General features: G+C 70.5%; 21 protein-coding genes. 10 read left to right on the forward strand and 11 right to left on the reverse strand.

The window, feature by feature from the left end; genetic code table 11:
• Nucleotides 1-147: 147 nt before the first annotated feature.
• Entirely contained in the window at nucleotides 148-444 is a 297-nt protein-coding gene (locus IE97_RS0111545; protein ID WP_078603185.1) for a DUF2530 domain-containing protein, read from the reverse strand.
• Nucleotides 445-561: 117 nt separating this feature from the next.
• Between IE97_RS0111545 and IE97_RS0111550 the strand changes: the two genes are divergently transcribed.
• Nucleotides 562-2,013: an NCS2 family permease gene (locus tag IE97_RS0111550; RefSeq protein WP_030236181.1), complete on the forward strand. Its 1,452-nt coding sequence runs from the start codon at nucleotides 562-564 to the stop codon at nucleotides 2,011-2,013.
• Here IE97_RS0111550 and IE97_RS0111555 read toward each other — a convergent pair.
• Nucleotides 1,983-2,216, reverse strand: a complete 234-nt coding sequence (locus IE97_RS0111555; RefSeq protein WP_030236184.1) for a hypothetical protein — start codon at nucleotides 2,214-2,216, stop codon at nucleotides 1,983-1,985. The genes IE97_RS0111550 and IE97_RS0111555 overlap by 31 nt on opposite strands.
• Before the next feature lie 149 nt (nucleotides 2,217-2,365).
• Between IE97_RS0111555 and IE97_RS0111560 the strand changes: the two genes are divergently transcribed.
• Nucleotides 2,366-2,803: a MarR family winged helix-turn-helix transcriptional regulator gene (locus tag IE97_RS0111560; protein ID WP_030236188.1), complete on the forward strand. Its 438-nt coding sequence runs from the start codon at nucleotides 2,366-2,368 to the stop codon at nucleotides 2,801-2,803.
• Nucleotides 2,804-2,830: 27 nt separating this feature from the next.
• Nucleotides 2,831-4,213, forward strand: coding sequence for an MFS transporter (locus IE97_RS0111565; RefSeq protein WP_030236192.1), 1,383 nt, complete (start codon nucleotides 2,831-2,833; stop codon nucleotides 4,211-4,213).
• A gap of 20 nt (nucleotides 4,214-4,233) precedes the next feature.
• Here the strand turns inward: IE97_RS0111565 and IE97_RS0111570 are convergent, their stop codons facing one another.
• A complete protein-coding gene (locus IE97_RS0111570) occupies nucleotides 4,234-4,818 on the reverse strand; it encodes a Uma2 family endonuclease (RefSeq protein ID WP_030236196.1) in 585 nt (194 codons plus the stop codon).
• A 116-nt stretch (nucleotides 4,819-4,934) separates the two neighbouring features.
• Here IE97_RS0111570 and thpR point away from each other — a divergent pair, with 116 nt between their 5' ends.
• Nucleotides 4,935-5,507 (forward strand): RNA 2',3'-cyclic phosphodiesterase, encoded by a 573-nt coding sequence (gene thpR, locus IE97_RS0111575; protein ID WP_030236200.1) that lies wholly within the window; start codon nucleotides 4,935-4,937, stop codon nucleotides 5,505-5,507.
• A gap of 194 nt (nucleotides 5,508-5,701) precedes the next feature.
• On the opposite strand, the gene IE97_RS0111580 is transcribed toward thpR, so the two are convergent.
• Together IE97_RS0111580 and IE97_RS0111585 are read right to left on the reverse strand one after the other, a co-directional pair.
• Nucleotides 5,702-6,694 (reverse strand): aldo/keto reductase, encoded by a 993-nt coding sequence (locus tag IE97_RS0111580; RefSeq protein WP_030236204.1) that lies wholly within the window; start codon nucleotides 6,692-6,694, stop codon nucleotides 5,702-5,704.
• Between the two features lie 68 nt (nucleotides 6,695-6,762).
• Complete coding sequence (locus tag IE97_RS0111585) at nucleotides 6,763-7,350, reverse strand: Uma2 family endonuclease (RefSeq protein WP_030236208.1); 588 nt, start codon at nucleotides 7,348-7,350, stop codon at nucleotides 6,763-6,765.
• 89 nt (nucleotides 7,351-7,439) lie between these two features.
• Here IE97_RS0111585 and IE97_RS0111590 point away from each other — a divergent pair, with 89 nt between their 5' ends.
• Nucleotides 7,440-8,189, forward strand: a complete 750-nt coding sequence (locus IE97_RS0111590; protein ID WP_030236213.1) for an aminoglycoside nucleotidyltransferase ANT9 — start codon at nucleotides 7,440-7,442, stop codon at nucleotides 8,187-8,189.
• Here IE97_RS0111590 and IE97_RS0111595 read toward each other — a convergent pair.
• Nucleotides 8,177-8,851 carry an SGNH/GDSL hydrolase family protein gene (locus IE97_RS0111595; RefSeq protein WP_030236217.1) on the reverse strand — a complete coding sequence of 225 codons (675 nt, stop codon included), beginning with the start codon at nucleotides 8,849-8,851 and terminating at the stop codon, nucleotides 8,177-8,179. The genes IE97_RS0111590 and IE97_RS0111595 overlap by 13 nt on opposite strands.
• Nucleotides 8,852-8,984: 133 nt before the next feature.
• On the opposite strand from IE97_RS0111595, the gene IE97_RS0111600 reads away from it, so the two are divergent.
• Nucleotides 8,985-9,962, forward strand: coding sequence for a hypothetical protein (locus IE97_RS0111600; protein ID WP_030236221.1), 978 nt, complete (start codon nucleotides 8,985-8,987; stop codon nucleotides 9,960-9,962).
• A 16-nt stretch (nucleotides 9,963-9,978) separates the two neighbouring features.
• Here the strand turns inward: IE97_RS0111600 and IE97_RS0111605 are convergent, their stop codons facing one another.
• On the reverse strand, nucleotides 9,979-10,773 hold the full coding sequence (locus tag IE97_RS0111605) for a TetR/AcrR family transcriptional regulator (RefSeq protein ID WP_030236225.1): 795 nt from the start codon (nucleotides 10,771-10,773) through the stop codon (nucleotides 9,979-9,981).
• Between the two features lie 110 nt (nucleotides 10,774-10,883).
• Here IE97_RS0111605 and IE97_RS0111610 point away from each other — a divergent pair, with 110 nt between their 5' ends.
• The 4 genes from IE97_RS0111610 (at nucleotide 10,884) to IE97_RS0111625 (ending at nucleotide 15,327) form a co-directional block, all read left to right on the forward strand.
• Nucleotides 10,884-11,843 (forward strand): daunorubicin resistance protein DrrA family ABC transporter ATP-binding protein, encoded by a 960-nt coding sequence (locus IE97_RS0111610; protein WP_030236229.1) that lies wholly within the window; start codon nucleotides 10,884-10,886, stop codon nucleotides 11,841-11,843.
• Nucleotides 11,840-12,658: an ABC transporter permease gene (locus tag IE97_RS0111615; protein WP_030236232.1), complete on the forward strand. Its 819-nt coding sequence runs from the start codon at nucleotides 11,840-11,842 to the stop codon at nucleotides 12,656-12,658. The genes IE97_RS0111610 and IE97_RS0111615 overlap by 4 nt, the downstream gene beginning before the upstream one ends.
• Before the next feature lie 243 nt (nucleotides 12,659-12,901).
• Entirely contained in the window at nucleotides 12,902-14,512 is a 1,611-nt protein-coding gene (locus IE97_RS0111620) for an alpha/beta hydrolase (protein ID WP_030236235.1), read from the forward strand.
• A gap of 242 nt (nucleotides 14,513-14,754) precedes the next feature.
• On the forward strand, nucleotides 14,755-15,327 hold the full coding sequence (locus tag IE97_RS0111625; protein ID WP_030236238.1) for a dihydrofolate reductase family protein: 573 nt from the start codon (nucleotides 14,755-14,757) through the stop codon (nucleotides 15,325-15,327).
• Between the two features lie 29 nt (nucleotides 15,328-15,356).
• Here the strand turns inward: IE97_RS0111625 and IE97_RS0111630 are convergent, their stop codons facing one another.
• From IE97_RS0111630 to IE97_RS0111645, 4 genes are all read right to left on the reverse strand, one after another.
• Entirely contained in the window at nucleotides 15,357-16,331 is a 975-nt protein-coding gene (locus IE97_RS0111630; RefSeq protein WP_030236242.1) for an EamA family transporter, read from the reverse strand.
• A 140-nt stretch (nucleotides 16,332-16,471) separates the two neighbouring features.
• Nucleotides 16,472-17,608: a lipid II:glycine glycyltransferase FemX gene (locus tag IE97_RS0111635; RefSeq protein WP_030236245.1), complete on the reverse strand. Its 1,137-nt coding sequence runs from the start codon at nucleotides 17,606-17,608 to the stop codon at nucleotides 16,472-16,474.
• A 100-nt stretch (nucleotides 17,609-17,708) separates the two neighbouring features.
• Nucleotides 17,709-20,603: an FAD-binding and (Fe-S)-binding domain-containing protein gene (locus IE97_RS0111640; protein ID WP_030236247.1), complete on the reverse strand. Its 2,895-nt coding sequence runs from the start codon at nucleotides 20,601-20,603 to the stop codon at nucleotides 17,709-17,711.
• A 60-nt stretch (nucleotides 20,604-20,663) separates the two neighbouring features.
• Nucleotides 20,664-21,506 carry a carbohydrate ABC transporter permease gene (locus IE97_RS0111645; protein ID WP_030236250.1) on the reverse strand — a complete coding sequence of 281 codons (843 nt, stop codon included), beginning with the start codon at nucleotides 21,504-21,506 and terminating at the stop codon, nucleotides 20,664-20,666.
• Nucleotides 21,507-21,508: the final 2 nt, after the last annotated feature.

The raw sequence follows: 21,508 nt of genomic DNA on the forward strand, positions 1-21,508 counted from the left end.
TGCTCGAGCGAAGCCGAGAGCTTGGGGGAGGGTGGGCGCAGCGGCACCCCGCCACGCCGGGCTGCGCAACGCCCCGCCCCCGCACCAACGCCGAGCACCCCGCCACGCCGGGCTGCGGACCCACCCGGCCCCAGCACGGACGCCGGTCTACTGGGCCGAGGGCGTCGAGGGGGTCGGGGGAGCCTCCGGGGTGTCCTGCGGCGCGGCGGCCCGCTTGATCGCGGCATCGCGCTTGCGGACGTACCAGATGCCGATCAGGCCGAGGCCACCGCCGGCCAGGCAGGTCCACAGCCACCAGGTGTGGCCGTGGTCGTCGAACCAGCCGTAGAAGGGGAGCTGGACCAGGAACAGGGCGAACCAGAGGATCGTGCCGCCGGTGATGGTGGCGACCACGGGGCCCTCCAGGGGCTCCGGCGCCTCGTGTCTGGGGGTCCATTTCGCCATGGGGACAGCTTACGAGGCGGTCGGATCTACGCGCGGAGATGTGCGATGCGGGGTTTATATGTTCATACTGAAACGGTTTGTGTCTGACCGCTTCTCTTCGTAGGAACCACCAAACACATGTCGTCCTCGGCTCCCGCCAAGGCCCCCGCCCCTGAACAGCCGGGATCCGGGCCCGCCCACAGCGCACTCGACCGCTTCTTCCGGATCTCCGAGCGGGGCAGCACCCTGTCCCGCGAGGTCCGGGGCGGCCTCGCCACCTTCTTCGCGATGGCCTACATCATCGTGCTGAACCCGATCATCCTCGGCAGCGCGAAGGACATGTACGGTCACCAGCTCGACAACGGACAGCTGGTCACCGCGACGGCCCTCACCGCCGCGCTCACCACGCTCCTCATGGGCGTCATCGGCAACGTCCCGATCGCGCTCGCCGCCGGTCTCGGCGTGAACTCCGTCGTCGCCCTCCAGCTGGCCCCGCGCATGTCCTGGCCGGACGCGATGGGCATGGTGGTCCTCGCCGGCTTCGTCGTGATGCTGCTGGTCGCCACGGGCCTGCGCGAGCGGGTCATGAACGCCGTGCCCTACGGCCTGCGCAAGGCGATCTCCATCGGGATCGGCCTGTTCATCATGCTGATCGGCCTCGTCGACGCCGGGTTCGTCTCCCGCATCCCGGACGCCGCCCAGACCACCGTCCCGCTCCAGCTCGGCGGCGACGGCCACCTGGGCGGCTGGCCGGTGCTGGTCTTCGTCGTGGGTGTGCTGCTCACGTTCGCCCTCATCGTGCGCAAGGTGTCCGGGGCGATCCTGATCTCGATCGTCGTGATGACCGTGGTGGCGGTGATCATCGAGGCGGTGGCCGAGGTGCCGAGCTGGGGTCTCACCGCCCCGAAGTGGCCCGGCAACCCGGTCGCGAGCCCCGACTTCGGGCTGGTCGGCCAGGTCAGCCTGTTCGGCGGGTTCGAGAAGGTCGGCCTGCTGACCGGTGTGCTCTTCGTCTTCACCGTGCTGCTGTCGTGCTTCTTCGACGCGATGGGCACGATCATGGGCGTCTCCGACGAGGCGAAGCTGACCGACGCGCAGGGGCAGATGCCCGGCATCAACAAGGTGCTGTTCGTCGACGGCCTCGCGGTCGCCGCCGGTGGCGCCAGCTCCTCCTCCGCGACCACCGCCTTCGTCGAGTCCACGGCGGGCGTCGGCGAGGGCGCGCGCACCGGCCTCGCGAACGTCGTCACCGGCGGTCTGTTCGCCGCCGCCCTGTTCCTGACGCCGGTCGCCACGATGGTGCCGTCCCAGGCGGCCACCCCGGCCCTGGTCGCGGTCGGCTTCCTGATCCTGGCCGGCTCGGTCAAGGAGATCGACTGGGCGGACTACACGATCGCCATTCCGGCCTTCGTGACGATGCTGATGATGCCGTTCACGTACTCGATCACCAACGGCATCGGCATGGGCTTCGTCACCTTCGCGGTGCTGCGCCTGGCGGCCGGGCGGGGCCGGGAGGTGCCGGCGGCGATGTACGCGGTGGCGGCGGTGTTCGCGTTCTACTACCTGATGCCGGCGCTGGGCCTGACCTGATCCTCGTCGCCGGAGCCGGGCGACCCGTAGAAACGCTCCGTCTCCTCGACGGCGGTCTGGAACCGCTGGTCGAAGTCGTCTCGAATGAGCGTCCGGACGACATAGTCCTGGACGCTCATTCCTCTTTTCGCGGCGTGATCCCGGAGCCGTTCGAGCAGGTCGTGGTCTATGCGCAGGCTGAGCACACTGGTCCCCATGACCATGAGGGTCTCGGCACTCTTCGGCGCGGCGTGTCCCGTTCCGCCGCCGGATCACCCATATGAGTGATGTCACGGTTCAGTGGCCAGGGTCACGGGCGTTCCTGTGCACCCCGAGTAGTCCTTAGTCAGGGTAATGAGTTAAGCTAAAGAACATGCCGGACCTCAGCCATGGCGACGACGTAGCCGCCGTGAACTCTCTCCGATCCGCCGTGATGCGGCTGTCCCGACGGCTCAAGCACCAGCGGGTCGACGAGTCGCTCAGCCCCACCGAGATGTCGGTGCTCGGCACCCTGTCCCTGTGCGGCAGCGCCACACCGGGCGAGCTCGCTCGCAAGGAACACGTCCAGCCGCCGTCTATGACCCGCATCGTGGCGCTGCTGGAGTCCAAGGGGCTGGTCCGTCTGGAGCCGCACCCCGAGGACCGGCGCCAGAAGGTCGTGACGCGCACCGAGCGGGCCGAGGTGATGCTCGAGGAGAGCCGCCGCAAGCGGAACGCGTTCCTGGCCTCGCTGGTGGAGAACCTCGACGAGGACGAGTGGGCGAAACTCCGCGCCGCCGCCCCCGTGCTGGAGAAGCTCGCGCATCTGTAAGCCGTATGTCGTAAGGAGGCGAACCCTTTGAGTTCGGGACCCGGAACAGCTTCCGCCCCCGCAACCGAACCCCACGATTCCCCGCCCACTCCCGACTCACCCGCCTCCGCCGGCCGGCCGGTCCGCAAGACCTCGATGTTCTCCTCCCTCAAGGTGAGGAACTACCGCCTGTTCTTCCTGGGGCAGGTCGTCTCCAACACCGGCACCTGGATGCAGCGCATCGCCCAGGACTGGCTCGTGCTCAGCCTCACCGGCTCCTCCGCCGCCGTCGGCATCACCACCGCGCTGCAGTTCCTGCCGATGCTGCTCTTCGGCCTCTACGGCGGCGTCCTCGTCGACCGGCTGCGCAAGCGGCCCACGCTGCTCGTGACGCAGTCCTCGATGGCCGTCACCGCGCTCGCCCTCGCCGCCCTGACCCTCACCGGCCAGGTCCAGGTGTGGCACGTGTACGTCGCCGCCTTCGCGGTCGGCCTCGCCACGGTCGTCGACAACCCGGCCCGGCAGTCCTTCGTCTCCGAGCTGGTCGGCCCGCAGCAGTTGCAGAACGCGGTCAGCCTGAACTCGGCGAACTTCCAGTCGGCCCGCCTGGTCGGCCCCGCCGTCGCGGGCCTGCTGATCACCGGCGTAGGCACGGGCTGGGCGTTCCTCTTCAACGGCCTGTCGTTCATCGCACCGCTCACCGGCCTGCTGCTGATGCGCTCCCGCGAGCTGCACACCGTCGAGCGCGCCCCGCGCGGCAAGGGGCAGCTGAGGGAGGGCGTCCGCTACGTCACCGGCCGGCCCGAGCTGATCTGGCCGATCGTCCTGGTCGGCTTCGTCGGCACGTTCGCCTTCAACTTCCCGGTCTACCTGTCGGCCTTCGCGGACGACGTGTTCCACGCGGGCGCGGGCGCGTACAGCATGTTCAACACGCTGATGGCGGTCGGATCGGTTGTGGGGGCACTGCTCGCCGCGCGGCGCGGCACGTCCCGGCTGAGGCTGCTGATCGCGGCGGCGATGGTCTTCGGAGCCCTGGAGATCGTGGCGGCCACGACACCCACCCTGTGGATGTTCGCCCTGCTCATGGTCCCGCTGGGTCTGTTCGGCATGACGGTCAACGTCACGACCAACACCAGCATCCAGATGTCCACCGACCCGGCCATGCGCGGCCGTGTCATGGCCCTCTACATGATGGTCTTCCTCGGCGGCTCCCCGGTCGGCGCCCCCATCGTCGGCTGGGTCACCGACACCTACGGCGCGCGGGTCGGCCTCGCGGCCGGCGGCGCGGTGGCGGCCCTCGCCGCGGCGGTCATCGGCCTGATCCTGGCCCGCGTCGGCAACCTCCGCCTGTCGGTCGGCTGGCACCGCGGCCACCCGCGGGTGCGGTTCGTGCCCCGGGAGCAGCGGGAGGAGCTGGCTCCGGCGGCGTAGTGGGGGAGGGGCCGGCGGGGTCAGTCGCGGGGGAACTCGCCGGTCTTGAGGACGAGGCCGACCACGGTGCCGGTCAGATCCACGTCGTCTCCGAAGTCGAGACTCAGCTCGCCCCGGTACTCGCCGTCCTTGGGCTTGGTGTGCAGGTGCCAGCGGCCGGTGTACGGATCGACGATCAGGTACACCGGCACCTCGGCCGCCGCGTAGGCGTCCTTCTTGGGGCCGTAGTCGTTCGCCGCGGTCTTCCTGGAGATCACCTCGGCGACGAACTCGACGTCCTGGTAGCGACACAGCCCCTTGTCGTTCTTCGCCGCGCCCTCCGTCAGCACCGTCACGTCGGAGGCGAAGCCGTTGAGGTGGCCCGGGTAGTCGACGCGGACGTCGGACTTCACGCGCTTGCGCGGGTACTTGGTGCGCAGTTGCTCGACGATGTTCGCGATGATGTCCCAGTGGGCGTCCTGCTGAGGCGCCATGAAGATGTTCCCCCCGACGATCTCGACCTTGTAACCGCCGGGGACGGGCATCGCCTCCACCCACTCGAACATCATGTCGAGGCTGAGTTCGCCGCTGCTGTCGGCCATCTTCCCGTCGTCGAGGACGGTCATCGTTGCGCTCCTCCACGGCCGTACGCCGTGGATGGGTCCGGCCGTGCGGTACAACGATGCGCACGGCGATCGGGGCACGCTCTTACCCGCGAGGCGCGGGCGGGCAGACTGGCCGTATGAGACTCTTCGCCGCCGTGCTGCCCCCTGACGAGGTGCTTCGTGAGCTCGGCGCCGTGGTCGACGAGATGCGCGGGCTGCCCGGCGCCGACGGGATGCGCTGGACCAGCCGCCCCGGGTGGCACTTCACGCTGGCCTTCTACGGGGAGGTCGACGAGGGACTCGTGCCGGAGCTGTCGGCCCGGCTGGAGCGAGCCGCGCATCGTACCCCCGTCTTCCCGCTGGCCGTCCGTGGCGGCGGGCAGTTCGGGCGCGGCAAGGCGCTGTGGGCCGGGGCCGAGGGTGACCTGGCCACCCTGCGGCTGCTCGCCGAGCGGGCGGAGGCGGCGGCGCGGAAGGCCGGGGTGCCGATGGGGGAGCACCGGCGGTACAGGGCCCATCTGACCGTGGCCCGGCGGCGGGAGTCAGGGGATGTGCGGGCGTACGTGGAGGCTCTCGACGCGTTCGCCGGCCGGACCTGGACCGTGGACGAGCTGGCGCTGGTGCGGAGCCGCCTGCCGACGTCGGGGGTTCCCGGGGAGCAGCCCCGTTATGAGGCGGTCGGGCGCTGGCCGCTCGGGGGCGCCGGTTAGGCTCGATGGCGTGGACCCGAAAACCCGCAACCGGATCATGGCCGGTGTGCTTGTACTGATGTTCCTCGTCGTGGCTCTGGCTTCCGCGCTCGGCAGGTAGCGGGGAACCGCGGTCGGCAGTCTCTCGGCTGCGGGCCGCTGGGGGCTGCGTCGCGCAGTTCCCCGCCTCTGTCAGGGTGTTCGCCCTCCTGTCATCACCAGGCGAAGGCCTCCGGGCTCGGCCCCGGGCCCGGGAAGATCTCGTCCAGGCCGGTCAGGAGCTCCTCGGACAGTTCCAGCTCGGCCGCGCGGACGGCGGAGGCGAGCTGTTCGGCGGTGCGGGGGCCGACGATCGGGCCGGTCACGCCGGGCCGGGTGAGCAGCCAGGCCAGGGCGGCCTCGCCGGGCTCGATGCCGTGCTTGTCGAGCAGGTCCTCGTAGGACTGGACCTGCGCGCGGACGGCCGGGTCGGCGAGCGCGTCGGCCGCGCGGCCCGAGGCGCGGCGTTTGCCCTCGACCTCCTTCTTCAGCACACCGCCCAGCAGACCGCCGTGCAGCGGCGACCAGGGGATCACACCGAGCCCGTAGTCCTGAGCGGCCGGGATGACCTCCATCTCGGCGCGCCGCTCGGCGAGGTTGTACAGGCACTGCTCGCTGACCAGTCCGATGGTCCCGCCGCGCCGGGCGGCGATCTCGTTGGCCTGGGCGATCTTGTAGCCGGGGAAGTTCGACGACCCGACGTAGAGGATCTTGCCCTGCTGGACGAGGACGTCGATCGCCTGCCAGATCTCCTCGAACGGGGTGGCCCGGTCGATGTGGTGGAACTGGTAGACATCGATGTGGTCGGTCTGGAGCCGCTTGAGGCTGGCGTCGACAGCCCGGCGGATGTTGACGGCGGAGAGCTTGTCGTGGTTGGGCCAGGCCGGACCGTCGGCGCCCATGTTGCCGTACACCTTCGTGGCGAGGACGACCTTGTCGCGCCGGTCGCCGCCCTTCGCGAACCAGTTCCCGATGATCGATTCCGTACGGCCCTTGTTCTCACCCCACCCATAGACATTGGCCGTGTCGAAGAAGTTGATGCCCGCGTCCAGCGCCGCGTCCATGATGGCGTGGCTGTCGGCCTCGTCGGTCTGGGGGCCGAAGTTCATGGTGCCGAGGACGAGCCGGCTGACCTTGAGTCCCGTGCGTCCGAGCTGCGTGTACTCCATGGTGTCCAAGCCAACGTGCTGGAGTGCGCTCCAGGCAAGAGAGTCGGCCCCGGGGCTTGTTCCGCCTGTCAGTCACGGGGGAAGCCGTCGGTCTTGAGGGTGAGGTCGACCACCGTTCCGGTCAGGACGACGTCGGTGCCGAAGTCCACGGGAGTCCTTGTCTCGTAGTCGCCGTCCTTGGGGTCGGTGTAGACATAGCACCTCCCTTGGTAGGGATCGGCGATGACATAGACCGGGACCTCGGCGGCTGCGTAGGCGTGTTTCTTCGGGCCGTAGTCGTTGGCGGCCGTGCCTTCGGAGATGACTTCGGCGACGAACTCGACATCCTGGTATCGCCAGTGGCCTTCGTCGTCCGGTTTCGAGGAGTCCTTGAGCATGGCGAGGTCCGGGCAAAAGGCGTTCTCGTGGCCCGGAAAGTCGATGCGGACGTCCGAGAACACCATGACGTCCTCTCCGAACCTCTCTTCCAAGGCTCGCAGGACCCGGCGGATGATCTGCCAATGCGTGTGGCGCTGCGGCGTCATGTGGACGTTGCCCCCGACGATCTCGACCCTGAAGCCTTCGGGGACGGGCATGCGCTCAAGGCGCTCGAACCACTCGTCCAAGCGTTTCGTGTTGGCGTCGGCCATCTCGATCCTGTCTTCCAGGACGGTCATCGTGGCGCTCCTCCCCGGCTGCCCCTGGACGAGTACAGCCGCGCGGTACAACGATACGCACGGTGACCAGGACACGGGGAGAACCGCATATGCCAGACGGTGATGCCGACCCTGTCGTACGACTGGTCAACCAGGCGCTGGGGGACTTGGTCCTGGGTATCTACCTCCACGGCTCCGCCGCCCTCGGCGGCCTGCGCCCGCACAGTGACGTCGACGTGCTGGCCGTCGTGCGCGAGCCCACGACGCACGCGCAACGCCGGTTGCTGGTCGGGGAGTTGATGAGGGTGTCCGGCGTCCACAACGGGCGGCGGCCCGTCGAGCTCATCGTCGTCGTCCAACGCGACGTGCGGCCCTGGCGCTACCCGCCCACCTGCGAGTTCCTGTACGGCGAGTGGCTGCGGGGCGACTACGAGCGGGGCATGATCCCCGCTCCCGAGCCCTGCCCTGACCTTGCCCCGCTCCTCAGCATGGTGCTGCTCGCCGACGCCCCGCTGCACGGCCCCCGACCCGCCGAACTGCTCGACCCCGTGCCGGTCGCCGACCTGCGGCGGGCCATCGTCGCCGGGGTGCCGGAACTCATGGCCGAGGTGGAGACCGACACGCGCAACGTGCTGCTCACCCTCGCCCGGGTGTGGACCACGCTCGACACCGGGAGCATCCGGTCGAAGGACGCCGCCGCCGAGTGGGCGATCGGACGGCTTCCCGCCGGGCACCGGCCCGCCCTGGCCCACGCCCGGGCCGTCTACCTCGGGGAGGCGGCGGAGAGCTGGGACGGTCTGGGGGCGCGGGCCTGCGCGGAGTTCCTGGCCCGGGTGGTCACCGGGAGTCACTCCTCATAGGGCTCGGCCAGGTCCCAGGCCTGGTACATCGCCTCCGCGAAGGCCGCCGCGATCTTGTGCTCGCCGCTCGCGCTGGGGTGGGTGCCGTCGTAGGTGTCGGTGTGGATGTCGTACGACGGCGGGAGCGAGGCCAGGAGGATGGGGGAGCCGGGCTCGTCGAGGTCGGCGGCCGTCTTCGCCAGCAGTTCGTTGAAACGGGTGACCTCGGTGGCGAAGGGCTGGTCCGTCGCCGCGCGCACGTTCGGGATCACCGGCAGCCAGACCATCCGCACCCGCCGGTTCGCGGCCCGCGCCTCGGACACGAACGCCCGGACGTTCTCGGCGGTCTGCTCGGCGTTCGTGTAGAAGCCCAGGTCGATGAGGCCGAGGGAGACCAGCAGGACGTCCGCGCGGCACGACCGCACCGCATCACCGATCAGCGGCGCCATGTGCTGCCAGCCCTCGCCCCAGCCGGCCAGGTGGGCCCGTGGGAAGTCGGGTTCGGCGTACGCGTAGGACTCCGGCGCCTCGGCGAGCTTGTCGTAGAGCGTCTCGCGGGGGCCGACGAGGGTGCAGGGGCCGCCGTAGGACCGGGACAGGTGCTGCCACAGCCGGTAGCGCCACGTGTGTTCGCCCGCGCTTCCGATCGTCATGGAGTCACCTACGGGCATGAACCTGAGCATCCGCTCATGATGCTGGATCAAGGCGCCGGGTGGGGTGTGAGTCGGGCCACGCGCGTCGGCCGGCGACTCGCGCTCCTGATCTCGTGATCGGTTACGGCCGCTGAACCGCGGAGCGGGATGGCAGGCTTGGGGCATGCGCAGACCGTTCGCCCTCCTCGCCGCGGCTCTCCTCGTGGGGGCCTTCGCCGTGCCCGCTTCCGCGGCGGACGCCGACGAGGACTTCACCATCAAGGACCCGCGCATCACGGAGTCCAGTGGTCTGGCCGCCTCCCGCCAGCACCCCGGCATCTACTGGACGCACAACGACAGCGACGACGGGCCCTACATCTACGCCGTCGACAGCAGGACCGGTGAGACCGTCGCCCGCCTCACCCTCACCGGCGTCGGCACGCCCCGGGACGTCGAGGCCATCTCCATCGGCCCGGACAACCGGATCTACGTCGGTGACATCGGCGACAACCTCGGCGGCGGCTGGCCCCACGTGTGGATCTACGAGCTGCCCGAGCCGAAGACGCTGGAGGACCAGACGCTCCGGGCCACGCAGTACGTCGTGAAGTACTCCGACGGGGCACGCGACGCCGAGTCACTCGTGGTGCACCCGAAGACCGGACGGGCCTATATCGTCGACAAGAACGAGAAGGGCGGGCACCTCTACGAGGGGCCTGCCGACCTCTCCGCCTCCGGGACGAACGTCTTCAAGCCCGTCGCGTCCGTTTCCGACCTGGAGGCCACCGACGCCACGCTCTCCCCGGACGGTGAACACCTCGTCGTACGCAGCTACTTCGGCTCGATCGCGTACGACTGGAACGGCGGGAAGATCAAGCGGGAGAAGCGGCTCGGCGTGCCGTTCCTCGGGCAGGGTGAGTCCGTCACCTACACCGCCGACGGGAAACGGCTGATGTACGGCGCGGAGGGGGCCGACAGCCCGGTGGAGGGGCAGGAGGCGCCCGGAGGCGGCGGGAAGCCGGCGTCCGGCGGCGGGAGTTCGGCCGCACGGGACGGCGGGGAGGGCGGTGAGGGGCTGAGTGGCAACCTCAAGACCGGCGCCATCGCCGTGGCCGTGGCCTGCGCCGCCCTGCTCGGCCTGCGGGGGCTGCGGCGCCGCAGGTAGCCCGACAGGGGATGGCTCACGGGGCCGACTCGCGGCGGCGCCGCGCCACGAACACCTCCAAGCCGTCCAGGATCCGCTGCAGCCCGAACTCGAAGTGGTCGAAGTCGGTCCCGAAGGTGTCCTCGGAGAGCGACGCCATGACCGGGTAGCGGCCCGATGCCATGGCCTTCTCCAGGGTCGGCACCTGCGCCTGCCAGAACTCGGCGTCCGTCAGGCCGGTCCGGCGCTCCGCCTCCTGCTGGTACAGCTGCGAACGCGCGGCCCCGACGACGTACCCGTCGACCATGATGATCGCGGAGAGCAGCTCGGGATCGGTCAGCCCCATCGGGCGGATCCGGCTGAGGACCTTCTCCATGCCGTCCAGGGTGCTCGGGCCGAGGACCGGGCGGGACTGGTTGACCTGGAGCAACCAGGGGTGACGGCGGTAGAGGGCGAGGGTCTCCCGGCCCAGCGTCTCCAGGGCTGAGCGCCAGTCGCCCTCGGCGGGGCCGGCCGGGTCGTCGGAGGGGCGCTGCACCCGGTCCAGCATCAGATCGAGCAGCTCGGCCTTGCCGGGGACGTACCGGTACAGCGACATGGTGCCGGTGCCGAGTTCGGCGGCCACCCGGCGCATGGACAGGCCCGCCAGCCCCTCGGCGTCCGCCACCTGGACGGCGGCTTCCACGATCCGGTCCAGGGTGAGGGTCGGCTTGGGCCCGCGGCTCGGGCGCCGACCGGAGTCCCACAGCAGTTCGAGGGTGCGGGCGATGTCGCCGCTGCCGCTGGCCTCCGTGCCGCCGGTGCCACTCGTACCTGTCGTGCCGCTCGTCATGAGGCCCAGCTTAGGCGTCCCGCGCAAAAAAACTGAGTACGGCGTACGCGTAATCGGGTACGGTGTACTCAGTTCAAGGCCGACGGGCATGACCACACGGGAGGGGCGGCATGGACGGATACGCGGTACGGGCGGAGGCGCTGGAGAAGCGGTACGGCGAGAAACGCGCCCTCGACGGCTTCGACCTGGAGGTGCGCGAGGGCACGGTGCACGGTCTGCTCGGGCCGAACGGGGCGGGCAAGACCACCGCCGTGCGCATCCTGTCCACGTTGATCAGGCTGGACGGAGGCAGGGCGACGGTCGCCGGGCTCGACGTGGCCCGGCAGCCGCGCGAGGTGCGGGCCCGGATCGGGCTCACCGGGCAGTACGCGGCGGTGGACGAGGTGCTCACCGGCCGGCAGAACCTGGAGATGTTCGGCCGTCTGTTCCACCTGGGCGGGAAGCGGGCCCGGCTCCGCGCGACCGAACTGCTGGAGCAGTTCGACCTGACGGACGCCGGCGACCGGGGGGTCGGCAAGTACAGCGGCGGCATGCGGCGCCGCCTGGACCTCGCCGCGTTGATGATCCTCGCTCCGGCGGTCCTCTTCCTGGACGAGCCGACGACCGGCCTCGACCCCCGCAGCCGTGGCGAAGTGTGGGAGTCCGTGCGGGCGTTGGTGGCGGGCGGCACGACCGTGCTGCTGACCACGCAGTACCTGGAGGAGGCCGACAAGCTCGCCTCCCGCATCACCGTCATCGACCAGGGGCGGGCCATCGCCGACGACACCCCGGACGGGCTGAAGAACCTGGTCGGTGGCGACCGCATCGAGGTCGTGGTCGCCGAGCGGTCCGAGATCCCGCGGGTCGTGAAGGTGGTCGCCCGGGTCACGGACGGCGAACCCGAGGCGGACGAGACGGAGTTGCGGGTGCACGCCCCGGTCACCGACCGGGTCGCGGCACTCACCGAAGTGGCGCGGACCCTCCAGGACGAGGGCGTCCGCGTGGAGGACATCGGGCTGCGCAGGCCGAGCCTCGACGACGTGTTCCTGCGCCTGACCGGACACCGGACCGAGAAGGAGGCCGCGGCGTGAGCGCCCTCGACCTGAGCACCCCGAGCCCGCGGGGCGGTACGTACTGGGTGCTCGCCGACTGCTGGAACATCGTCCGCCGCGGCCTCACCCACTACCAGCGCCAGCCCGTCAACATCGCCTGGCAGCTGGGCTTCCCGATCCTGTCCGTGCTGATGTACGGCTATGTCTTCGGCAGCGCGATGAAGGTACCGGGCGGCGGGGACTACAAGGACTTCCTGATGCCGGGCATGTTCGTGATGACCATGGCGTTCGGCTTCATCAACACCGCCACGGTCGTGGTGTACGACTCCACCAAGGGCGTCATCGACCGCTTCCGCTCGATGCCGATGGCGTCCTCGGCCGTGGTGGCCGGGCGCGGGATCACCGATCTCATCGTCGCCTGCGCCGAGTTGGCCATCATGATGCTCACCGCGCTGGCCATGGGCTGGCGGCCGGACGGCGGCTTCGGCTTCCTCGCCGCGTTCGGGCTGTTGCTGTGGCTGCGGTTCGCGCTGATCTGGATCGGCGTGTGGCTCGGCCTGCTCGTGCCCAACCCGGAGGCCGCGGGCGGCCTGTTCGCGGTCGCCTTCCCGCTGACGATGATCTCCAGCATCTTCGTCGCGCCGCAGCTGATGCCCGACTGGCTGGGCTGGCTGGCGGTCTGGAACCCGATCTCGTCCACGGCGGCGGCGACCCGCGAGCTGTTCGGCACGCCGGTCACGGGTGACACCTGGGTCGAGCAGCACGCCCTGCTGATGGCGGGGGTGTGGCCGGTGATCCTCACGGTGATCTTCCTGCCGTTGGCGGTGCGGCGGTTCAGGAAGCTGAGCCGGTAGCGAGCATGGGCACCGTACGCAGGGGAGTCCTCTCACTGGACGTCAACCTGTCTCTGGTGCTCGGCACCTCCTGAACCCAGCGAGGGGCGCCCGGTGTTCGCCGGGCGCCCCTCGCACGTGAGAAGACTCGGTTCGGTCAAATCTTGTCGAAGACGTTCTTCCGGGTGCGCTCTTCCGAAAGGATGCGGCACGGCCCACGTCACTCGCGGGCCTGAACCCCCCTCACCGTTCTGAGAGAACTCCATGAGAAGAAGCGCAGCCGTACTGTGCGGCGCCACGGTCGTGTTGGCCGGGACGCTCACCGCCGCCCCCGCCAGCGCCGACGTGTCGCAGTCCGCGAACACCGCCCTGACGACCGCCGCGGCCAAGGTCACCTGGAAGAAGTGCGGTACGGACGACTCCCCGACGATGCAGTGCGCGTCGGTGAAGGTGCCGCTCAACTACGCGAAGCCGCAGGGTAAGCAGATCACGCTGGCGCTGTCCCGCGTACCGCACACCGCGGCGAAGTCCCAGGGCCCGCTGCTGGTCAACCCCGGTGGTCCCGGTGGCAGTGGCCTGTCGCTGGCCTCGTTCGTCGCGTCCTCGCTGCCCAAGGAGGTCGCCGCCCAGTACGACGTCATCGGCTTCGACCCGCGCGGCGTGGGCAAGAGCCAGCCCGCCCTGGACTGCAAGCCGGGCCACTTCGACCCGGTGCGCCCCGACTCCGTGCCCAGCACGCCGGCGCTCGAGAAGGCCAACCTCGATCGTGCCAAGTCCTTCGCCCAGGCCTGCGGCAGGAAGTACAAGGACGTCTTGCCGTACATGGACACGGTCAGCGCCGTGAAGGACATGGACTCGATCCGCAAGGCCCTCGGCGCGAAGAAGATCAACTACTTCGGTTACTCGTACGGCACCTACCTCGGCGCGGTCTACGCCAAGCTGTACCCCGAGCGGGTGCGGCGCGTGGTGCTGGACTCCATCGTCGACCCGACCGGCGTCTGGTACGACGACAACATCCAGCAGGACTACGCCTTCGACAAGCGCCACAAGGCGCTGATGGCATGGATCGCCAAGTACAACTCCACCTACAAGCTCGGCACCGACCCGAAGAAGATCGAGGCCAAGTGGTACGCCATGCGGGCGGCCCTGGCGAAGAAGCCCGCGGGCGGCAAGGTGGGCGCCTCCGAGCTGGAGGACATCTTCATACCCGGCGGCTACAACAACGGCTACTGGCCCACGCTCGCCCAGACGTTCGCGGCGTACGTCAACAAGCAGGACACCGCCGCGCTGGTCAAGGCGTACGACGACATCGCCGCCATCGACGCCTCGGGCGACAACGGCTACAGCGTCTACACCTCGGTGCAGTGCCGTGACGCGTCCTGGCCGCGCGACTGGAAGCAGTGGCGCAAGGACAACTGGGCGGTGTACGAGAAGGCCCCGTTCATGGCCTGGAACAACGCCTGGTACAACGCGCCGTGCGCGTTCTGGCCGACGAAGTCGCTGAAGCCGGTGAACGTCGCCAACACCAAGCTCCCGCCGGTCCTGTTGTTCCAGGCGACGGACGACGCGGCCACCCCCTACCAGGGCGGTGTCACCATGCACCGGCTGCTGAAGAACTCCAGCCTGGTGGTGGAGCAGGGCGGCGGCAACCACGGCATCACGCTGAGCGGCAACGCCTGCCTCGACAAGCACCTGGCGACGTACCTCACCAGCGGCAAGGTGCCGCGCGGGGGCGGCGGCGTGGCCGACGCCGTCTGCAAGAAGAACCCCGACCCGAAGCCGCAGCCGGCGACGCAGCAGACGCCGAGCGCGTCGCAGCCGGCCGTCGCGGCGGTCGGTGACAGCCTGCGGGGGATCCTGGGGTTCGGGCGCTGAGGGTGCCTTGGTGACCGCGGCCTGAGCTGATGCGAGGGGCGTCCGGCGAAGTCCGCCGGGCGCCCCTCGCTGCCGTATCGGGGGATGTTCCGGACCTGCCAAAAAGGGGGCGGCGACGGCCGATGAGTTTCCCCGTGTCCGGCAGTCGACAGAGCATGGTGCCGCGCCGCAGCGCGAGTGCGGTGGAAACCCGCGCCGGCCGAATCCGCCGATCACCGGACACGAGACATAGGGGAACTGAGATGCGCACTCTGGTCAGCACTGCCTTCATATCGCTCGACGGCGTCGTGGAGGCCCCGGGCGGCGAGCCCGGTTACCGGAACTCCGGGTGGACCTTCAAGGACATCGAGTTCCTCCCCGAGGCATTCGACATCAAGGAGCGTGAGCAGAAGGAAGCCACCGCGATGCTGATGGGCCGGACCAGCTATCAGGCGTTCAGCGCGGTGTGGCCCGACATGGAGGACTTCGCCGACTACAAGGTGATGCCGAAGTACGTCGTGTCCACCACCCTCGGCGAGGACGACCTGGTGTCGAACTGGGGCGAGACGACGATCCTGCGCTCACTGGACGAGGTCGCCGCGCTGAAGGAGACCGAAGGCGGCCCGATCATCGTCCACGGCAGCGCCTCCCTGAACCAAGCCCTCTCGGACGCCGGCCTCATCGACCGCTACCACCTGCTCGTCTTCCCGCTCCTGCTCGGCGCGGGCAAGCGGCTCTTCAGCACCACCGACAAGGACACGCAGAAGCTGAAGCTGGTCGAGCACGAGGCCTATGCCAACGGCCTGCAGAAGAACGTGTTCGACGTCGTCCGCTGACCGGGCTCCCGGGCCGGCTCGGCGTTTCCCTAGCCTTCCCGGCCCTCCAGCCCCGTCCCTTCCGGCGCCGCCGTCTTCTTGCGGCCGCCGCCCACCTGGGTCCGCACCGCGCCCATGCTCGCCGCGATGACCAGGGCGATCGCGGCGGCCTCCGGCGCCGTGAGGGCCTGGTCGAGGATGAGGAAGCCGGCCGTCGCGGCGATGGCCGGTTCCAGGCTCATCAGGATCGCGAAGGTGGAGGCGGGCAGGCGGCGCAGGGCGAGGAGTTCGAGGGTGTAGGGCAGGACGGAGGAGAGCAGGGCCACCGCCGCGCCCAGGCCCAGCGTCACCGGGTCGAGCAGCTTCGTGCCCGACTCGGCGATGCCCAGGGGCAGGAACAGCACGGCACCCACCCCCATCGCAAGGGCCAGGCCGTCCGCCTGCGGGAAGCGGCGGCCCGTACGGGCGCTGAAGACGATGTAGGCCGCCCACATGGCGCCGGCGCCCAGGGCGAAGGCCGCTCCGGTGGGGTCGAGGCTGTCGAAGTTTCCGCCGCCGAGGAGGAAGACACCGGCGAGGGCGAGTGCCGCCCAAACGATGTTGATCGCGCGGCGGGAGGCCAGGACCGACAGGGCGAGCGGGCCGAGGACCTCCAGGGTGACCGCCGGGCCCAGCGGGATGCGGTCGAGGGCCTGGTAGAAGAGGCCGTTCATCGCGGCCATGGCGACGCCGAAGACGACGACCGTGCCCCAGTCGGTGCGCGAGTGGCCGCGCAGCCGCGGTCGGCAGACCAGCAGCAGGACGACCGCCGCGACCAGCAGGCGCAGCGCCACGACTCCGAGGGCACCGGCCCTCGGCATCAGCGTCACGGCCAGCGCGCCGCCGAACTGCACCGAGATCCCGCCGGCGAGTACCAGGCCCACGGGCCCGAGAGACCCCAGGGGGCCGGGGCGCGGAGCACCGGCCGCTGCCGGGGTGACGGAGGTCGCGGGCTGGGGCGTGGCGGCGGTGTCGGGGGTGGTCACGGGCGGTCCTGTACTCGGCTCGGGGGCGTACGTACACCGTCTTGCACGGTGGCGTGCATCAAGATGTACTGTCAAGTCCAGAGTAATGGACTCGGTCAGGTGCGTAAACCGATTACGCCACTGTCTCGGTATGCGAGCCGTCAGCGCCGCGCCAGGTACAGGTTCAGAGCCTTGTGGAGCAGCCGGTTGAGCGGGAAGTCCCACTCGCCGAGGTACTCCACGGCCTCGCCCCCGGTGCCCACCTTGAAACGGAGCAGGCCGAGCAGGTGGCTGGACTCGTCCAGGGTGTCGGTGATGCCGCGAAGGTCGTAGACGGCGGCGCCGAGTTCGTGCGCGTCGGTCATCATGCGCCACTGCACGGCGCTGCTCGCCTGGACCTCGCGCCGGCGGCCGGTGGAGGCGCCGTAGGAATACCAGACGTGCTCGCCGACGGTCAGCATGATCGCGGCGGCGAGCACCTCGCCGTCGTGACGGGCGAGGTAGAGCCGCATGCGGTCGGGGTGCTCGGCCGTGAGCGCGTTCCACATGCGCTGGAAGTAGGGCAGCGGACGAGGGCGGAAGCGGTCCCGCTCGGCGGTCTCCGTGTACAGCGCGTGGAAGGCCGGCAGGTCCTCGTAGCCGCCGCGTTCGACCTTCACGCCGGCCTTCTCCGACTTGGTGATGTTGCGCCGCCACTGCTGGTTCAGGCCGCCGCGGATGTCGTCCAGCGAGCGTCCGGCGAACGGCACCTGGAAGACGTACCGGGGCTGTCCCGCGGCGAAGCCGCCCGCACCGCCCGGTTCGGTCTGCTGCCAGCCAAGGCCGCGCAGGGTGTCGGCGACCTGTCCGGCCCGGGGGTCGTGCGACGTCGCCGGGACGTCCCGCAGCCGCCGGGCCGCCGGGTCCGCGATGGCGGCCTTGACGGTCTCGGCGTCCCAACGGCGCACCACGACCGGCGGGCCCATGCGCACGGTGAAGGCACCGCGTCCGCGCAGGTACTCCAGCATCGGCTCCAGCAGACCCTCGAGTCCGGGCGACTGCCAGTCGATCAGCGGGCCCTCGGGCAGGTACGCGAGGTACCGCCGCAGCCCGGGCACCTTCGGCCCGGGCACCGGGCGCAGCAGCGCCAGTCCGGTGCCGATCAGCCGCCCGCTCTCGTCGAACCAGCCCAGGCTCTCCGGCCGCCAGTCGGGCTTCACCTCGCCCCAGGACGGGACCTGCGTGTGGCCGGCGGAGGGGCGGGCCGTGACGAACGTCAGGTGCTCGTCGCGGGTGATCGGCTGGACGCGGACGCTCATGCGCGGGCTCCTTCGGATATGTGGTCCCGCGAGCCTAGGAGCGCCTCCGGCCCCTCCCCGGCTCAGACACTCGGACCGCTCACCGCGTGGCCCGAACGTCTCACAAGCCCTGTCCCGCTGCCTCCTCCATGGCCGCCGCGAGCACCTCCGCCAGATGCCTACCGCGCACACCCGCCAGCTGCTCCAGCTGCGTACGGCAGGAGAAGCCGTCCGCCAGGACCACCGTGCCGTCCGGGGCGTCCCGCACCGACGGCAGGAGCTGCTCCTCCGCGCACGCGGCGGACACCTCGTGGTGGCCCTTCTCGAAACCGAAGTTCCCCGCGAGACCGCAGCAGCCGCCGCTGAGGTCACCGGAGAGACGGGCGGCCGCACGCAGCCGGAGGTCGGCGGCGTCGCCCAGCACCGCGTGCTGGTGGCAGTGGGTCTGACCGGCCACCGGGCGGTCCACGCGCGGCGGCGTCCAACCGGGGGCGTGGCGTTCCAGCGTCTCGGCGAAGGTGAGGACCTTCGCGGCGAGGCGGGCCGCACGCGGGTCGTCGTGCAGCAGCTCGGGGACGTCCGTACGCAGGGCCGCGGCGCAGCTCGGCTCCAGGACCACCACCGGGGCGTCGGTCTCCAGCACCGGTTCCATCAGGTCCAGGGTGCGGCTCATGACGGCTCGGGCGCGGTCGAGCTGGCCCGTCGACACGTACGTCAGCCCGCAGCACACCCGTCCCCGGCCCCGCAGCAGCGACAGCGGGTCGAGCGCGACCGTCCGGCCGTCACCCACCGGCGGCTTCTCCAGACGCACGGTCGGCGGCAGCGCCACCCGCAGCCCGGCCGCCTCCAGCACCCGCACGGCGGCCTGCCCGACGGAGGGTGAGAGGTGCTCGGTGAAGGTGTCGGGCCACAGGACGACCAGGTCTCCCCGCTCCGCCTTGTCCTGCCGTTGATCCCACCACCGGCTGAACGTCCGCGACGCCACCCTCGGGATGTCCCGCTCGGGCGCGATCCCGCCCAGCCGTTTCGCCGTCCACGCGAAGGGGCGAAACCGGGCGAGGGCGTTGACCAGCGGTGCCGTACGCGTCCGCGACACCACCCGGAGCCACACCGGCAGCCACCCCATCGTGTAGTGCGCGGCCGGACGGCGCCGCCCGGCGTAGTGGTGGTGGAGGAACTCCGCCTTGTACGTGGCCATGTCGACCTCCACCGGGCAGTCCGACCGGCAGCCCTTGCAGGACAGGCACAGGTCCAGCGCGTCCCGGACCTCGGTCGAGCGCCAGCCGTCGGTCACGACCTCACCGGCGAGCATCTCGTGCAGCAGCCGGGCACGCCCACGCGTGGAGTGCTCCTCCTCGCCCGTCGCCCGGAAGGACGGGCACATGACGGAGGAGCCGGACACCGACGCCGTACGGCACTTGGCGACGCCCACGCAGCGCCGCACCGCCGCCGAGAAGTCACCCCGGTCGGAGGGATAGCCGAAGGAGACGTCGACGGGCTCACGTGGCAGGACGGAGAAACGGAGACCGGCGTCGAGGGGCGCGGGGCGTACCAGCATTCCGGGGTTGAGCAGGTCGTCCGGGTCCCACACGCCCTTCACCCGCTCGAAGAGGCCCACCATCTCCTCCCCGTACATCCTGGGCAGCAGCTCCGCCCGCGCCTGCCCGTCCCCGTGCTCTCCGGACAGCGACCCGCCGTGCGCCACCACCAGCTCCGCGAGCTCCTCCGAGAAGCGGCGGAACCGGGCGACGCCGGCCTCCGTCAGCAGGTCGAAATCGATCCGGACGTGGATACAGCCGTCCCCGAAGTGCCCGTACGGCGTGCCGCGCAGCCCGTGCGCCGCCATCAACGCGCGGAAGTCGCGCAGATACGCCCCAAGACGGGCGGGCGGCACCGCGCAGTCCTCCCACCCCGGCCACGCCTCACTGCCGTCCGGCATCCGCGTCGCCGTACCGCTCGCGTCCTCCCGGATCCGCCACAGCGCCCGCTGTCCCGCCGGGTCGGTGACCACCAGGGCGTCGATGACGTCGGCCGCCCGCACGATCGCTTCCGCACGCGCGCGGGCCTCGCCCGGTGACTCCCCGCCCGTCTCCACGAACAGCCAGGCCCCGCCCTTCGGCAGGGCGGTGGCGGAGGGCACCAGGTCGGCCGCCATGCCCTCCACCGTCAGCGGGGCGAACGGCAGCAGTCCGGCGGCCGCCTCCGCCGCGGCGCCCTCGTCGGCGTACGCCAGCACGGCCAGCGCACGCGCCCGTGGCGCCTCGACCAGACGTACGACCGCCTCGGTGAGGATGCCCAGGGTGCCCTCGGAACCGCAGAAGGAGCGGACCACGTCGGCGCCCAGCTCGGGCAGCAGGGCGTCCAGCGCGTATCCGGAGATGCGGCGGGGCAGTTCCGGGAAGCCCGTACGCAGCCGGGCCAGTTCACCGTCGACCAGCTCCCGCAGCCCGTCCGGGGCACCGGCCCAGTCCTGCCCGAGCCGCAGCCGCCGTCCCCGGGCGGTGACGACGTCCAGCTCGCGCACACTGTCCGCGGTCGTCCCCCACGCCACCGAGTGTGAACCGCACGAGTTGTTGCCGATCATGCCGCCGAGCGTGCAGCGGCTGTGAGTGGAGGGGTCGGGGCCGAAGCGGAGCCCGTGCGGGGCGGCGGCCTCCTGGAGCCGGTCGAGCACCAGCCCGGGCTGGACGACGGCCGTCCGCGCCTCGGGATCCAGCGACACGAGCCGGTTCATGTGCCGGGTGAAGTCCAGCACCACGCCCGTGCCCGTCGCCTGCCCCGCGATCGACGTCCCGCCGCCTCTCGCCACGACCGGCACCCGCCGCTCCCGGCACACCTCCAGCACCGCCGCCACGTCGTCGGCGTCACGGGGAGCGACCACGCCCAGTGGCACCCGCCGGTAGTTGGAGGCGTCCATGGTGACCAGTGCCCGGGAGGTGACGTCGAAACCCACGTCACCCCGGACGATCCGGCGCAGCTCCGCCTCGAGGGCAGCCAGATCCCCGAAATCCGTCATGCGTCCAGCATGCACCCGACCACTGACAGTGACGGATCGGGGCGATGCTCCCCGGCGGCCTCAGCCCTTGACGGCCGAGCTGGCCACCCCCTCGACGAACCAGCGCTGGAAGAACGCGAAGACGATCAGCACGGGCAGCACCAGCAGCACGCCGAAGGCGAGGATCTGGCCCCAGTCCGGGGGCTGCTGCCCCTGGAACACGCTCATCTCCAGCGGGAGGGGACGCACCGACGGGTCGGACACCATCAGCACCGGCCACAGGAAGGAGCCCCACTGGATGAGGAAGGTGAGGATCGCGACCGAGGCGAACACCGGCTTGGACATCGGCACGATGATCGCGAAGAAGGTGCGCCAGGGCCCCGCGCCGTCCAGCCGGGCCGCCTCCTCGATGCTCGGCGGTATCTTCCGGAAGAACGTGTGGAACTGGTAGATCGCGAAGGCGTTGGCGACGAACGGGAGCGCCTGGATGTAGATCGTGTTGCGCTGGCCGTTGAACATGTAGAACAGCGGCACCGCCACCGACTCGAACGGGATCAGCATCAGCAGCAGGACCAGGGTGAACACCGCGTTCTGCCCCCGCCACTTCAGCCGGGTCAGCCCGTACGCCGCCATGGAGTTGACGATCAGTCCGCCCGTGACGACCACGAACGACAGCAGCACCGACACGCCCATGAACTGCCAGAAGTAGCCGGTGCTGTCGGAGTTGAGGCTGTCGAGGACGGCGGTGTAGTTGTCGAAGGAGAGATGGGTGGGCAGGAAGCCGGACAGGCCGTTCAGGACCTCGTCGGACGGCTTGAGGCTGCCGAGGAAGAGGTAGAGCGCGGGCAGGGCGAAGACGAACGCCAGGACGCTCAGGACGGTGTAGTCGAGGACGCGGCGTACGGGTGTACGGGTCATGGCCATGG

This window comes from Streptomyces sp. NRRL S-455, from assembly GCF_000717875.1.
Taxonomy (GTDB): Bacteria; Actinomycetota; Actinomycetes; order Streptomycetales; family Streptomycetaceae; genus Streptomyces.